16 protein-coding genes are annotated in these 14,052 nt (G+C 51.1%); 6 read left to right on the top strand and 10 right to left on the bottom strand.

Annotated features, from left to right (window positions below):
• The first annotated feature begins 41 nt into the window (after positions 1-41).
• Both EDF88_RS18290 and ytfE read left to right on the top strand, forming a co-directional pair.
• On the top strand, positions 42-1,016 hold the full coding sequence (locus tag EDF88_RS18290) for a DMT family transporter (protein WP_134186433.1): 975 nt from the start codon (positions 42-44) through the stop codon (positions 1,014-1,016).
• A gap of 84 nt (positions 1,017-1,100) precedes the next feature.
• Complete coding sequence (gene ytfE / locus EDF88_RS18285; protein WP_134186274.1) at positions 1,101-1,763, top strand: iron-sulfur cluster repair protein YtfE; 663 nt, start codon at positions 1,101-1,103, stop codon at positions 1,761-1,763.
• A 38-nt stretch (positions 1,764-1,801) separates the two neighbouring features.
• Here the strand turns inward: ytfE and cycA are convergent, their stop codons facing one another.
• Together cycA and fklB are read right to left on the bottom strand one after the other, a co-directional pair.
• On the bottom strand, positions 1,802-3,214 hold the full coding sequence (cycA, locus tag EDF88_RS18280; protein ID WP_134186272.1) for a D-serine/D-alanine/glycine transporter: 1,413 nt from the start codon (positions 3,212-3,214) through the stop codon (positions 1,802-1,804).
• Between the two features lie 302 nt (positions 3,215-3,516).
• On the bottom strand, positions 3,517-4,137 hold the full coding sequence (fklB, locus tag EDF88_RS18275) for an FKBP-type peptidyl-prolyl cis-trans isomerase (protein WP_064515716.1): 621 nt from the start codon (positions 4,135-4,137) through the stop codon (positions 3,517-3,519).
• Between the two features lie 238 nt (positions 4,138-4,375).
• Between fklB and EDF88_RS18270 the strand changes: the two genes are divergently transcribed.
• Positions 4,376-4,972, top strand: a complete 597-nt coding sequence (locus EDF88_RS18270; RefSeq protein ID WP_064516001.1) for a LysM-like peptidoglycan-binding domain-containing protein — start codon at positions 4,376-4,378, stop codon at positions 4,970-4,972.
• 71 nt (positions 4,973-5,043) lie between these two features.
• Here the strand turns inward: EDF88_RS18270 and rplI are convergent, their stop codons facing one another.
• From rplI to rpsF, 4 genes are read right to left on the bottom strand one after another with little or no spacing between them, the layout of a single operon-like run.
• Positions 5,044-5,496 (bottom strand): 50S ribosomal protein L9, encoded by a 453-nt coding sequence (gene rplI, locus EDF88_RS18265; protein ID WP_064515713.1) that lies wholly within the window; start codon positions 5,494-5,496, stop codon positions 5,044-5,046.
• Between the two features lie 39 nt (positions 5,497-5,535).
• A complete protein-coding gene (rpsR, locus tag EDF88_RS18260) occupies positions 5,536-5,763 on the bottom strand; it encodes a 30S ribosomal protein S18 (protein ID WP_002210155.1) in 228 nt (75 codons plus the stop codon).
• Positions 5,764-5,767: 4 nt separating this feature from the next.
• Positions 5,768-6,085, bottom strand: a complete 318-nt coding sequence (gene priB, locus EDF88_RS18255) for a primosomal replication protein N (RefSeq protein ID WP_134186270.1) — start codon at positions 6,083-6,085, stop codon at positions 5,768-5,770.
• A gap of 6 nt (positions 6,086-6,091) precedes the next feature.
• Complete coding sequence (gene rpsF / locus EDF88_RS18250) at positions 6,092-6,487, bottom strand: 30S ribosomal protein S6 (protein WP_064515710.1); 396 nt, start codon at positions 6,485-6,487, stop codon at positions 6,092-6,094.
• Between the two features lie 359 nt (positions 6,488-6,846).
• On the opposite strand from rpsF, the gene yjfY reads away from it, so the two are divergent.
• Positions 6,847-7,122: a DUF1471 family protein YjfY gene (gene yjfY, locus EDF88_RS18245; RefSeq protein WP_134186268.1), complete on the top strand. Its 276-nt coding sequence runs from the start codon at positions 6,847-6,849 to the stop codon at positions 7,120-7,122.
• A 111-nt stretch (positions 7,123-7,233) separates the two neighbouring features.
• Here the strand turns inward: yjfY and yjfP are convergent, their stop codons facing one another.
• Entirely contained in the window at positions 7,234-7,959 is a 726-nt protein-coding gene (gene yjfP, locus EDF88_RS18240; RefSeq protein ID WP_134186266.1) for an esterase, read from the bottom strand.
• A gap of 194 nt (positions 7,960-8,153) precedes the next feature.
• On the opposite strand from yjfP, the gene bsmA reads away from it, so the two are divergent.
• Together bsmA and EDF88_RS18230 are read left to right on the top strand one after the other, a co-directional pair.
• Positions 8,154-8,483, top strand: coding sequence for a biofilm peroxide resistance protein BsmA (gene bsmA / locus EDF88_RS18235; RefSeq protein ID WP_064515702.1), 330 nt, complete (start codon positions 8,154-8,156; stop codon positions 8,481-8,483).
• Between the two features lie 154 nt (positions 8,484-8,637).
• Positions 8,638-8,913: a DUF1471 domain-containing protein gene (locus EDF88_RS18230; protein ID WP_034461185.1), complete on the top strand. Its 276-nt coding sequence runs from the start codon at positions 8,638-8,640 to the stop codon at positions 8,911-8,913.
• Positions 8,914-8,963: 50 nt separating this feature from the next.
• Here the strand turns inward: EDF88_RS18230 and EDF88_RS18225 are convergent, their stop codons facing one another.
• The 3 genes from EDF88_RS18225 to rnr form a co-directional block, all read right to left on the bottom strand.
• A complete protein-coding gene (locus EDF88_RS18225; RefSeq protein WP_064515699.1) occupies positions 8,964-10,598 on the bottom strand; it encodes an isovaleryl-CoA dehydrogenase in 1,635 nt (544 codons plus the stop codon).
• A gap of 103 nt (positions 10,599-10,701) precedes the next feature.
• The gene (rlmB, locus tag EDF88_RS18220; protein ID WP_064515697.1) at positions 10,702-11,433 is read right to left on the bottom strand and encodes a 23S rRNA (guanosine(2251)-2'-O)-methyltransferase RlmB; all 732 of its coding nucleotides are present in this window, start codon (positions 11,431-11,433) and stop codon (positions 10,702-10,704) included.
• Between the two features lie 133 nt (positions 11,434-11,566).
• Positions 11,567-14,035, bottom strand: a complete 2,469-nt coding sequence (gene rnr / locus EDF88_RS18215; protein ID WP_134186264.1) for a ribonuclease R — start codon at positions 14,033-14,035, stop codon at positions 11,567-11,569.
• Positions 14,036-14,052 lie beyond the last annotated feature (17 nt).

Genomic DNA, 14,052 nt, shown 5'->3' with positions numbered 1-14,052 from the left:
CATGCCTACACTCAATCCAAAGCAATAAATGGAAGATGAAGATGTTAACTGGTGTGTTGTACGCCCTGCTGGCAGGGTTGATGTGGGGGCTGATTTTCGTCGGCCCGTTGATTGTTCCTGATTACCCTGCGGCCATGCAATCGACCGGGCGCTACCTGGCGCTAGGGCTAATTGCGCTCCCTCTGTCCTGGCTTGGCCGTCAACGGCTGCGCCAATTGTGCCGTGAGGACTGGTTCACCGCGCTAAAACTTTCCACCGTCGGCAATCTCATTTATTACGTTTGCCTCGCCAGTGCGATTCAACGCACCGGTGCGCCGATTTCAACCATGATTATCGGCACGCTTCCCGTTGTGATCCCGGTATTCGCCAATCTGCTTTATAGCAAACGCGACGGCAAACTCCCGTGGCACAGACTCGCCCCAGCGTTGGTCATTATCGCTCTGGGTCTGGTGATGGTGAATACTGCAGAATTACGCACCGGGCAGCTCGATTTTAGCTGGTGGCGATATATTAGCGGCATCAGCCTGGCGTTTATCTCGGTTGCCTGCTGGGCTTGGTATGCACTGCGAAATGCCCGCTGGCTACGTGAAAATCCAGACAAAAATCCGCTGATGTGGGCGACAGCGCAAGGGCTCGCGATCCTGCCATTTTCACTGCTGGGTTATCTTGCCGTTTGCCTGTGGATGTCACACACCGAGAGCAACTTTGCCCTGCCCTTTGGGCCACGCCCGGAAGTATTTTTGACACTGATGCTCGCCATTGCACTGTTTTGTTCATGGCTCGGCGCGTTGTGCTGGAACATTGCCAGCCAACGTTTACCCACGGTTATCGTCGGCCCGCTGATTGTCTTTGAAACGCTGGCTGGTCTGGCCTACACCTTTATGCTGCGCCATAGCTGGCCGCCTCTGCTGACATTGCTGGGGATTGTTTGCCTGGTGATTGGCGTGGTGATGGCCGTGTTGACCAAACCGCAGAAAAACACGCTCGCTGAGGTGGTAGTCGCCGCTGATAAGTAACATCTTACCTCGAAATAGTCATAGCGCTGACTTAAAGATGCATTTAATATGCATCTTATATTATCGACAACGAGGTATTTGCTCATGGCCTTCCGCGACCAACCTTTAGGTGAACTGGCTTTAACCATTCCGCGCGCTTCTGCGCTGTTCCGTAAATTGGATCTCGATTTCTGCTGCGGTGGTAAGCAGACGCTTGAGCGTGCTGCAACGCGCAAAGAGTTGGATCTCGATGCGATCGAAGCCGAGCTTGCTGCTCTTGCTGAAGAACCCATTGAGAAAGAGTGGCGCGAGGCATCGCTTGCCGAAATCATCGACCATATTCTTGTGCGCTACCATGACCGCCACCGCGAACAGTTGCCTGAGCTGATTCTTCAGGCCACCAAAGTTGAGCGCGTGCATGCCGATAAACCTGATGTGCCGAAGGGGTTGGCGAAATATCTCACCATGCTGCATCAGGAACTGAGCAGCCATATGATGAAAGAAGAACAGATCCTGTTCCCGATGATCAAACAAGGCATGGGCGCACAGGCGAACGGTCCGATTAGCGTGATGGAAAGCGAGCATGATGACGCGGGTGAATTGCTGGAGGTTATCAAGCACACCACCAATAACGTGACGCCGCCGCCGGAAGCCTGCACGACCTGGAAGGCGATGTATAACGGGATTAATGAGTTGATTGACGATTTGATGAATCACATTAGTCTTGAGAATAACGTGCTATTCCCGCGGGCTTTGGCTGGGGAATAAAGGTTAATCCCCCTCACCAGTGGCGAGGGGGATTATGATTACTTACGTATTTCCGCGATGCGTTTCTTGCCGATAAACATCCAGCACACACCCAACAACACAAACCACAATGGCGTCACGATCAGCGCCTGGCGGGTATCGGTTTCCAGCGTCAGCAACACAATCACAAACACGAAGAACGCCATACACATCCAGCACATGAACTTGCCGAGCGGCATTTTGTAGATGGATTTTTCATGCAGATGCGGACGCTGTTTGCGATACACCAGGTACGAACACAGAATAATAGTCCAGACGAACATAAACAGAATCGCCGACACAGTAGTGATCATGGTGAACGCTGCAATCACGTTGGGGTTCACGTAAAGCATCACCACGCCGCCCAGCAGGCAGATACAGGAGAAGGTCAAACCCTTCGCCGGTACAGCGCGCTTAGAGAGTTTGGCGAACGCCTTCGGTGCCATTCCATCTTGTGCCAGGCCAAACAGCATCCGGCTGGTTGAGAACACTCCGCTGTTGGCGGAAGAGGCCGCAGAAGTCAGCACCACAAAGTTGATGATACTCGCAGCCGCAGGCAAGCCCACCAGCACGAACAATTCAACGAACGGGCTTTTATCCGCCACCACAGAGCGCCATGGCGTGACGGACATAATGACGATCAACGCGAACACGTAGAACATAATGATGCGGATCGGAATCGAGTTGATGGCGCGTGGCAGCGATTTTTCCGGGTCTTTGGTTTCAGCAGCCGTCGTTCCCACCAGCTCAATACCCACAAAGGCAAATACCGCTATCTGGAAGCCGGCGAAAAAACCGCTGATGCCTTTCGGGAACCAACCGCCGTCATTCCACAAGTTGTTGATGGAAGCCTCTACACCAGACGGGGAATGGAAGTGGGTCAAAATCATCACCAGGCCGATAACGATCAGCGCAATGATGGCGACAATTTTAATCATCGCAAACCAGAACTCCATTTCGCCGAACATTTTCACCGTGGCGAGGTTCAGGCTCAGCAGCAAGACAATCACGGCGAGCGACGCTACCCAGTCCGATAAACCAGGGAACCAGAACTGCGCGTAGGCGGTTATCGCGACGACGTCCGCCATGCCGGTGACCACCCAGCAAAACCAATAAGTCCAGCCGGTAAAATACCCTGCCCACGGGCCGAGTAAGTCCGCTGCGAAATCGCTAAATGACTTGTATTCGAGGTTTGAAAGCAGCAGTTCACCCATCGCTCGCATCACGAAGAACAGCATAAAGCCGATAATCATATATACGAAGATGATGGATGGGCCCGCGAGGCTAATCGTTTTACCGGATCCCATAAACAGGCCGGTTCCGATAGCGCCACCGATGGCAATAAGCTGAATATGGCGATTGGTTAAATTACGCCGCAGAGACTGTTCTGACGGCTCTTCAGCAACGTCAGAAACCTTTATCTGATCTACCATGTTGTATTTTTCCTGTACCTGTCTGTTGTGTTCAGGCTCTACCGGCCTTTATAAAAATTAAAATAGTGAGGATGTGATGTTGTTGTTCCGGGGAACTCAAAGATAGTAGGGAAGAATTGGCAGGATGAATACTAAGAAAGAAATTATTTGTTAATTTAATGTTTGTTTTGAGTGCAAAATCACGCCTATAAAGTGAGCGACATCACAAAAACACTCAGGACGGTAGCGTTTACCAGATAAAATCACGCTAATTTTGTTAACCACCAAATAAAAACCCCGCCGAAGCGGGGTCGTTTGAACGCTTACAGAATTTCCAGCAGTTCAACTTCAAAAACCAGAGTGCTGTACGGAGGTATTGACGCACCAGCGCCACGCTCACCGTAAGCCAGGTTATGAGGAATAGTCAGTTCCCACTTTGAGCCAACTGGCATCAGAGTCAGAGCTTCAATCCAGCCTGCGATAACGCCGCTGACTGGGAATTCAGCTGGTTCGCCACGTTGCACGGAGCTGTCGAACACGGTGCCATCAACCAGTTTGCCGGTGTAATGCACGCGAACGTGATCTTTACGCGCTGGGATTGGGCCAGTACCTTGAGTCAGAACGCGGAATTGCAGACCCGTTTCGGTGCTGTTCACGCCGTCTTTCTTAAGGTTTTCTTCGAGGAATTTTACGCCTTCAACAGCCAGTTCTTTCTGGCGTTCCTGGCGAACGGCGTCGGCACGCTCGTGAACTTCACGCAGTGCGCGATGCACTACATCAACCGGAACTGCCGGGGCATTCCCTTCCAGCGCATCACGCAGACCAGCTACCAGTGCTTCTGGCAGCAGGCCTTGCAGACCAGATTCACTCAGTTGTTGACCTACCTGTAAACCAATACCGTAACTTGCTTGCGCTTCGACGCTGTCAAAAGAAGGGGTCGTCATGGGATTTCCTTTAATGGTATTTAAAAGCAAGCCCGCAGCATAGCAGCGTCAACCTGACGGGTAAAATGCAAAAGCGGCAAAGGTGACAAATGCAGACGAAACAGGAACAATGGTTTAAGTGAGCGTGAAATTGCGGTTGAGAATCACGTTACGCGGGATTATTCAGCGCATCAAACAGTTAGCGTTCTATAATGGAGTGGGTAAATGTACAGAGCACGTTGTGTGGAAATGAGGAGTGTTGCCGATGCGATTCGCTGTTAAACCCTGGCTTGCGCGGATTTGGCATGCACCCGATAATTTCCGGTTGATGGATCCACTGCCGGTGATGCACCGCCGTGGCATTATTATTGCGGCGATCGTGGTTGTACTCGGTTTTCTGTGGCCTACACCTGATTCCCCTACTCAGCCAGTTACGCGCGATGCGCAACTTTCCATTGAGTCGCAATCCCCAATTCGAGCCCACTTAGTCAACCCGCCTGAGAACTCTGCTCCCGTCGAACCGTCACGTGTTGAAGAACAACCACAGGCAGAAACGCAAGCTCCTGTGCCGCATGAGAATAACGATATTGACCAGCAATGGCGCTCTTACCGCGTTGAGTCCGGGCAAACTATGGCGCAGCTGTTCCGCGATCATAATTTACCGCCCGCTGATGTTTATTCGATGGCGCAGGTAGAAGGCAGCAACAAACCGCTGAGTACTTTGCAAACCGGGCAGATGGTGCAGATTCGCCAGAATGCGAATGGTGTGGTGACGGGGCTGACGATTGATATTGGTAACGATCAGCAGGTGCTATTTACACGCCAGCCGAATGGCAGCTTTGTGCGTGCTCGCTGATTTTTTGCGACTTCAGAAATGCAAAACGCCGGCACGAGGCCGGCGTCTTAACGTATAAACTTCAGCGTAAATTACGCTTCAGCAACAACGTTTACAATCAGTTTAGCGAATACTTCGCTGTGAACCTGGAAGTCCACTTCGTGCTCACCAGCGGTACGCAGAACGCCGTTCGGTAAACGAACTTCACTCTTAGCCACTTCAACGCCAGCTGCAGTTACAGCGTCAGCGATGTCACGGGTACCGATGGAACCGAACAGTTTACCTTCGTCGCCAGCTTTAGACGCGATAGTAACAGTTTCGAGTGCGTTGATCTTCGCAGCGCGAGCTTCAGCAGCAGCCAGAACGTCAGCTAATTTAGCTTCCAGTTCTGCACGGCGTGCTTCGAAGAATTCAACGTTTTTCTTGGTAGCAGGAACAGCTTTGCCCTGTGGTACCAAGAAGTTACGAGCATAACCCGCTTTAACGTTAACCTGATCACCCAGGCTACCCAGGTTTGCTACTTTATCAAGCAGAATAACTTGCATTACCTTATCCTCTCAAAGTCATTAATGGACAGTGGCCGATTACTGATGACGATCAGTATATGGCAACAAAGAAAGGTAACGAGCGCGCTTGATGCAGCGAGCCAACTGACGCTGGTATTTTGCACGAGTACCGGTAATACGGCTCGGGACAATTTTACCACTTTCAGTGATGTAGTTTTTCAGTGTAGCGATATCTTTATAATCAATCTCTACAACGCCTTCCGCGGTGAAACGGCAGAACTTGCGACGACGGAAATAACGTGCCATTAGGCTAGTCTCCAGAATCTATCAAATCAATCTGCTCGGCATGCAATACCACTTTGTTCAGACCATTTTTTGCCTGATGGCAACTAATGAAACCTTGAACTGTGAGTACCGTGCCGACCGTTATACTTTGAGTAATGGCTGAGTGTGCGTGCCCGCTAATAATAACTGGCATACGACACCACGCCTGCCGATCTAAACCGGCTTCCTTTTGCACAGAACGGTGCTCAAGCACGAACTGGCAATGAGGAATTCCTGACGGGCTAACCTTGCGAAGGGGCGTCTTGCACACTGTGCCAGATAACACCAGGCGGTTGACCGTCATTGGAAATTACTCTTCAGAATCCCCAGCATCCGCATCATCAGCAGTTTCGCTAGCGAAGTCATCGCGACGATCACGACGTTCGTCTTTAGCTTTAACCATTGGTGAAGCTTCGGTTACAGCGTGCTTAGTACGCATAACCATGCTACGGATAACGGCGTCGTTGAAGCGGAAGTTAGTTTCCAGCTCATCGATCACTTCCTGCGGAGCTTCAACGTTCAGCAGAACGTAGTGTGCTTTGTGCAGTTTGTTGATCGGGTAAGCCAGTTGACGGCGGCCCCAGTCTTCCAGACGGTGGATCGTACCTTCTGCTGCAGTGATTGCAGTAGTGTAACGTTCGATCATACCCGGAACCTGTTCGCTCTGGTCAGGATGGACCATAAAAACGATTTCGTAATGACGCATCGAATTGCTCCTTACGGATTATTCAGCCTCCTGTCAGGGTCAGCCGCGGCCCATGGAAGCAAGGAACGTGGTTATAAAGGCGGCTGAAAAATTGACGCGTAATCATACAAGCGGAGCCCAACAAACTCAAGGTTATATGGAAATTAATTCTTTTGCATGAAGGCTAAATTCAAACAATACGCTAACTCAGTGAAAAGTATCACTTTGACCTGGATAGCTTAAAATTTTTGACCAACACCATCAGAAATGGTCGCTTTTTATTCAACCTTGAGGGTTTACACTTATTGTCATAGGCCGCCACTATTTATTAACAGGAGCGACGACCACAGCTGACACATTAAGTTGTAGTGGAGCGGATTATGAAAATCACAGTTCTAGCCTTTGTAGCGGCGCTTTTGCTTAGCTCAAATGCGACTGCCGCGATCAAGATTGATGGCCGTCAGGCACAAAATATGGACGATGTGATGAGCCTTGGGGTTATTTATATCAACCACAACTTCGCGACAGAACAGGAAGCTGAAGTTGCTATCCATGAGGATGCAGATCAGCACAATGCAAAGTACTACCACACTATTTTGATGAGAGAGCCCGGTAGTAACGGCAATATGCGCGTAAGCGCTGACATCTACCGGTAGCAGAATGCAATGAGGTAATGAAGTAAGGCGTTAACACCAGGAATACCACAACGACATAGAAAGCCAACGTTTGACTTGCCCCCGCTTGCGGGGGCTTTTTTATCTATCCAATTACAGATGTTCGCTAAAAAATCGGCTTGTCGCTTCAAGCGCCGTAGGAGTAATACGGTGTTTTACGCCCGCTTCCCGTAAACAGATCATCTGTTTATCCAACCCTTTATCGATGAGGACTTGCTGCAAACGCCATGTCTCAGCCGCCGGGACAACATCATCTTCCTCGCCGTGCCACAGTAAAAGTGGCCGATTACCGATGCTTTCCAGCTGATGGCTGATGTCATATTCGGCGAGTGCGTTGAGTGATTCAGCCTCTTCCGCTCGTGGCGCGAATAGCGTTTGCCCAAGCGACATAAAATATCCCGATCCCATCAGGCATGCCACGCAGCGAACTTGCGGGTTACGCGCCATAATTCCAAGAGCCGTCATGCCTCCCATTGAAGCACCACCCACAGCAACTCGTCGCTCATCTACGGGATAGCGTTCGGATAAAGCCTGATAAAGCGGCGAAAACTCATCAATGTTGTGTTTAAGAATCGACCAGAATTGATACAACCGCGCGCTGTCATCACCATTAAATCGCGCACCGTGTTGATCGGCATCGGGCATAATCACACGCATTGCAGCCTGAGCAAGAGCGACCGCAAAGTAACTGTAAACCAGTTTAGATGAAGTAAACCCATGATAGAAAAATACCACCGGGAGTTTGCACTCTTTTTTCCCAGAGGGCACAGCGTGGAGAACTTCAATACCCGCAAGCTGTTCGGTATATATTTCAATCATGATATTAGCCCTGTATCGGAGTGATATATCCTTTGTATGTCAGCGCCCTGTGCATGGCAAGTCATTGATGGATTGTGATTATTGTTCACTATGAGATCTGCTTAGCGATTTTCATTCGAAAGTGATTAAAAAGCGCGGGGAAGCTAACAAAATGGGAACATTCCCTCTTCTCAGAAAAAAACCGGGGCTACACTATGGCTATTAAGAGACGAGAAACGATCATGCGATTGCTATCAGCTGTGTTACTTGCGACCACGCTCAGTGCTTGTAGCGTGTTACAAGGGACACCACAACCAGCGCCGCCTGCAACCGGAACCCCTCAAGAAATCCAGCGTTACCAAACGCAGGGTTTGACCAAAATAGGGACGGTGACAGCACTTGAGCACGGCTCTCCGATGGACGCAGAACGAGCGCTAGAAGAGAAAGCTGTTGCAGCCAAAGCGGATTATTACGTCATCGTGCTAAACGATGAGACGGTAGTACCTGGCCAGTGGTATGCCCAGGCGATTTTGTACCGTAAGTAATTTAGCGCCGTGTTTAATTTATGCATATTTACATAGCTTTGCGTCAATTGATCGTTTGTTATGCACAATGAACCTCAGCCAACGGACAGGTCTGAAGTTCACCCACGCGAAGGAATGCCCTGCTGATTTAGGGTAAGTATTAAAGGAGTTAATTATGAAACGATCGCTTGCCTTAACCTCATTACTGCTGTCCGTGGGGCTAATCACAACGTCGGCACAGTCGGCAGAAGATGTTGCCGCAGATTGTGTGACGGGTTTGAATGAAATCGGCATGATTTCAGTAAATGGTATTGCCGGTAGCGTGCAAGATGTGGAGAAAGTCATTGCCCTGAAGGCTGACGAACATGGAGCATCATATTATCGAATCGTTAAAATGCAGGAAAACCAGCTTGCTGAAGGTTGGCGTGTACAAGCCATTATTTATGCATAAATAAGCCAGCGGCCATTTATATCCACCCTTATGGCGCTGGCTTTTTTGTTCTATCCTGTGCGACCTGTCGCTCTGAGCAGTACATCAATAAGCACTTGATTCGGTAAAACACTTTCCCCCCGCGAGTCCAGCATCATACGGCACCAGGCTTCACCTAACGGTGGAGAGAGATGCTGTAAAACCTGGGTACCTGTCGCCAGAAGAGCCAGCATTCGAGTAACTTCCCTGCCCCATTCCTCTTGTGGCTTATGAAGTCGCTGTTGCAACTGCCGCCAGCTACGATCGAAATGCCGGTTTTGCCCTTTCACTTCGTCAAACTCAGCATGCAACATCTCCATCGCACCAGGTTGTTTTGCCAGAACTCGTAGTACATCGAGGCTCATAATATTGCCCGCCCCTTCCCAGATACTGTTCACCGGCATTTCACGGTAAATACGCGGCAACTCGCTGTCTTCGCAATAACCGATGCCCCCAAGCACTTCCATCGCTTCAGCCACAAACGGTATTCCTGATTTGCAGACACTAAACTTGGCGGCTGGGGTAAACAGGCGACTATAAGCCAGTTCATGCGGATTACCGGGTGATTCCCAGGCGCGGGCCAGACGAAACAGAAACGTCGTTTGCCCTTCAAGTTGCAAAGCCATACGCCCAAGTACCTGGCGCATAATCGGCAGGTCGATAAGGGTTTTGCCGAATGCCTGCCGTTGATGGGCGTGATACAACGCGACGGAAAGCGCACGGCGCATCAAACCATGGCTGCCAAGCACGCAGTCAAAGCGCGTGTAGCCGCCCATTTTAAGAATCGAGCGAATCCCCTCACCTTCTTCACCGATAAGCCAGGCTGTCGCATCACAGAACTCCACTTCACTGCTGGCATTAGAACGGTTGCCGAGTTTCTCTTTAAGGCGCTCAAACCGAACATGATTACGTTGCCCGTCGGGTAAAAATCGCGGCAGGAAGAAACATGAAAGCCCACCTTTCGCTTGCGCCAGTATCAAATGTGCATCGCTTTGTGGCACCGAGAAAAACCACTTGTGACCGACGATACGATACATTTCGCTGGAGCCGCGTTTGTCGATAGGTTCAGCGCGTGTGGTGTTGCTAAGCACATCCGAACCGCCTTGTTTCTCGGTCATCCCCATACCAATCAGCAGGCCACGTTTTTGCGCCCCAGGCGCAAGATGTGCATCGTAGCGATCGCTGAGCATGGGTTTCAGCCATGAATGAAACTCTTTGGGCAGATGTTTTTGCAGTAAAGGAATCGCACCAAACGTCATGGTTATCGGGCAGAGCGTGCCTGCTTCAACTTGTGCATGCTGAACGAAGCGAGCAGCACGGGCGACAAACGAGCCCTGGCGCGCATCTTCCTGCCACGGCAAGTTATGAACCCGATTGGCACACAGCCCTTGCATCAGTAAATGCCAGGCCGGATAAAAGCGCACATCATCGAGCCGCTCACCGCTGGAGTCATAACGCAGTAATTCTGGAGGATTGGCATTCGCCAGGCGGCCGAGTTCGAGTGATTCAGCCGAACCCAGTTGCTGGCCAATACTTGCCAGAAGTTCTGCATCCCAACCCGCACCTTCACGAGCTACAGCCTCGGTTAACGAGATATCAGAAAGAAAAAGGTTACTGTTGTTGAGGGGTATTGGTTGGTTAAAAACGGTATGAGTTTGCCAGCGCATCGTGTTCCCTCCCATTAATGGCAATGCCATTAGTATGGACGGTGACAGCACTTATGCATGGAGAGGGATCACAAAGCGGGGTGCGACTGCACCCCGTTGAAGATTAACTGCGTTGACGAACCGCTTCGAACAGGCAAATACCGGTCGCGACGGAAACGTTCAATGAAGAAACGGTCCCGGCCATTGGGATGCTAATCAGCTCATCGCAATGCTCACGCGTCAGACGACGCATACCTTCACCTTCAGCGCCCATCACCAGCGCCATTGGGCCGGTCATTTTGCTCTGGAACAAGGTGTGGTCTGCTTCACCCGCAGTACCAACAATCCACACGTTCGCTTCCTGCAACACACGCATGGTGCGTGCGAGGTTGGTCACACTGATAAGCGGAACGTGCTCAGCAGCACCACAGGCCACTTTCTTAGCAGTCGCGTTCAGTTGCGCAGAGCGGTCTTTCGGTACGATAACCGCATGCACGCCAGCAGCATCTGCGCTACGCAGGCAGGCACCGAGGTTGTGCGGATCGGTAACGCCATCGAGAATCAGCAAGAACGGCTGGTCGATGCTCGCAAGCAGATCCGGAAGATCATTTTCCTGATACTGACGGCCTGGCTTCACACGAGCAATAATGCCCTGGTGCACAGCGCCTTCAGATTTTTCATCCAGCCATTGGCGGTTTGCCATTTGAACCGGCACCCCCTGGGCTTCCAGCGCATGAATTAAAGGCATCAGACGTTTGTCTTCACGGCCTTTAAGAATAAAGACTTCCCGAAAACGCTGGGGGGCGTTATCAAGTAGCGCCTGGACGGCGTGAATGCCGTAAATCATTTCACTCATTACTGTTACTCATTTCAGGTGCTGATGCACCAGTGTTAATTTGCTCGTAGATGTCGGATGTCGCTTACGCTAATCCGACCTACGAAAAGCAGTGTCAGGGTGGATAAACGAAGAACCATCCACCCTTTCAAGGCTAGCTCGGCTGCTTTTTCGCTGCCCGCTTAGCTTTCGTGGCTGCCGCTATCTTACGAGTTTTATCCGATGGCGTTTTTGGTTTCTTCACCTTCGGTTCGGCGGTTTTCTCGATTTTTTTGTCAGCTTTCGCTTTCTTCGGCTTCGCAGGACCTTTCTCTTTACGGAAAGCACTGTCTGACTCGAAGTTTACGCGTTTGCCAGCTTGACGACGTTTCGGTCCGTTGCCGTTAGCGCCTCTTTTCGCTTTGTCTTTCTCAGTTTTACCCGCACCGCGAGGTACGCGAGTACTAGAGAGCAAAGCAAAATCAATCTTGCGCTCATCCATGTGGACGGCTTCAACACGCACTTCTACACGGTCACCCAGGCGATAAGTCTGACCACCGGATTCACCAATCAGGCGTTGCCCAACCTGGTCAAAGCGATAGTAGTCGTTATCAAGAGTAGAAACGTGCACCAGGCCGTCGATAAACAGATCGGTCAGGCGTACAAAGAAGCCAAAACCGGTGACGCTTGCGATGATGCCAGTAAAGGTATTACCGACCTGATCCTGCATAAAGTCGCATTTCAGCCAGTCGGCAACGTCGCGTGTAGCTTCATCGGCACGGCGTTCAGCCATAGAACAATGCTGGCCAAGTTGCAGCATCTCTTCCATGTCATAGTGCCAGCCGCCAGACTCGGTGCTGTTGCCCTTATGGCCCTGCTCTTTCGCCAGCAGATACTTGATTGCACGGTGTAACAACAAGTCCGGATAGCGTCGAATCGGCGAAGTAAAGTGCGCATAAGATTGCAGCGCAAGGCCAAAGTGCCCACGGTTTTCTGGATCGTAAACCGCCTGTTTCATCGAACGCAGCAGCATAGTTTGCAGCATTTCATGATCCGGACGATCGGCAATCGAGTTCAGCAATTCTGCGTAATCACGCGGTTCAGGTTTCTGCCCGCCAGGCAATTCCAGGCCCAGTTCAGCCAACACCGAGCGGAATGAAGTGATCGCTTCGTTGGTTGGACGATCGTGATCGCGGAACAGTGACGGTTCGTTATGTTTTTCAACAAAGCGAGCGGCTGCAATGTTCGCGAGGATCATGCACTCTTCGATTAGCTTGTGTGCATCGTTACGCACAGTTTGCTCAACGCGCTCGATGCGGCGTTCAGCGTTGAAGATAAACTTCGCTTCTTCACTTTCGAACGAGATGCCACCACGCTCAGCGCGGGAAACATCCAGCACTTTATACAGGTTGTGCAGCTCTTCGATGTGCTTAACCAGCGGCGCATACTGCTCACGCAGTTCCTGATCGCCCTGCAACATGTGCCACACCTTGGTGTAGGTCAGACGCGCATGGGAGCTCATTACCGCTTCGTAGAATTTAGAACCTGTCAGACGACCCGTTGCAGAGATAGTCATTTCGCAGACCATACACAGACGGTCAACCTGTGGATTGAGCGAGCACAGGCCGTTAGACAGCACTTCCGGCAGCATCGGGATAACCTGCGACGGGAAGTAAACTGAGGTACCACGGTTACGCGCTTCTTTATCCAGCGCGGTTGGCGGGCGAACGTAATAACTTACGTCAGCAATCGCAACCCACAAACGCCAGCCGCCGCCACGTTTTTTCTCACAGAATACGGCGTCGTCGAAGTCACGCGCATCCTCACCATCAATGGTCATGAGTGGCAGGTCACGCAAATCTACGCGGCCCACTTTGGCCTCTTCTGGCACTTGCTCCTTCAGGGAAGCAACCTGGGCTTCAACTTCTGGTGGCCAGATATAAGGGATTTCATGGGTGCGCAGCGCCATATCAACGGCCATGCCGGTGCCCATGTTGTCACCAAGAAGCTCAACAATTTTACCTACCGCTTTGGTGCGGCGAGTTGGACGCTGGGTGAGCTCAACCACCACCACAAAACCCATACGCGCGCCCATCACGCCTTCTGGCGGGATAAGGATATCGAAACTCAGACGGCTGTCGTCTGGCACCACGAAACTGATACCTGCATCGGTAAAGTAGCGGCCAACAATTTGCCCGGTTCTTGGCTCCAGCACACGCACAATACGCGCTTCGCGACGGCCTTTACGGTCTGCACCCAGCGGCTGTGCCAACACGATGTCGCCATGCATACACATTTTCATCTGTTCAGATGAAAGGTAGAGATCGTCTTTACGGCCTTCTACACGTAGGAAACCGAAGCCATCGCGGTGACCAATGACTTTGCCTTTTAGCAAATCAAGACGTTCTGGAAGGGCATAGCACTGGCGACGGGTAAAGACCAACTGTCCATCGCGTTCCATGGCTCGCAGACGGCGACGCAGCGCTTCAAGTTGTTCTTCACCGGTAATATTCAGTTCTTCAGCCAGTTCGTCACGATTGGCTGGTTTTTCACGTTTGGACAGATGAGCGAGAATAAACTCCCGGCTTGGGATCGGGTTTTCGTATTTTTCGGCTTCTCGTTCCTGAAAAGGATCTTTTGACATTGCGGTTCCTCCGTTGT

Source organism: Buttiauxella sp. BIGb0552, from assembly GCF_004366275.1.
Taxonomy (GTDB): Bacteria; Pseudomonadota; Gammaproteobacteria; order Enterobacterales; family Enterobacteriaceae; genus Buttiauxella; species Buttiauxella gaviniae.
The sequence above is the reverse complement of the archived record's forward strand: the minus strand, read 5'-3'. Positions and strand labels throughout refer to the sequence as shown.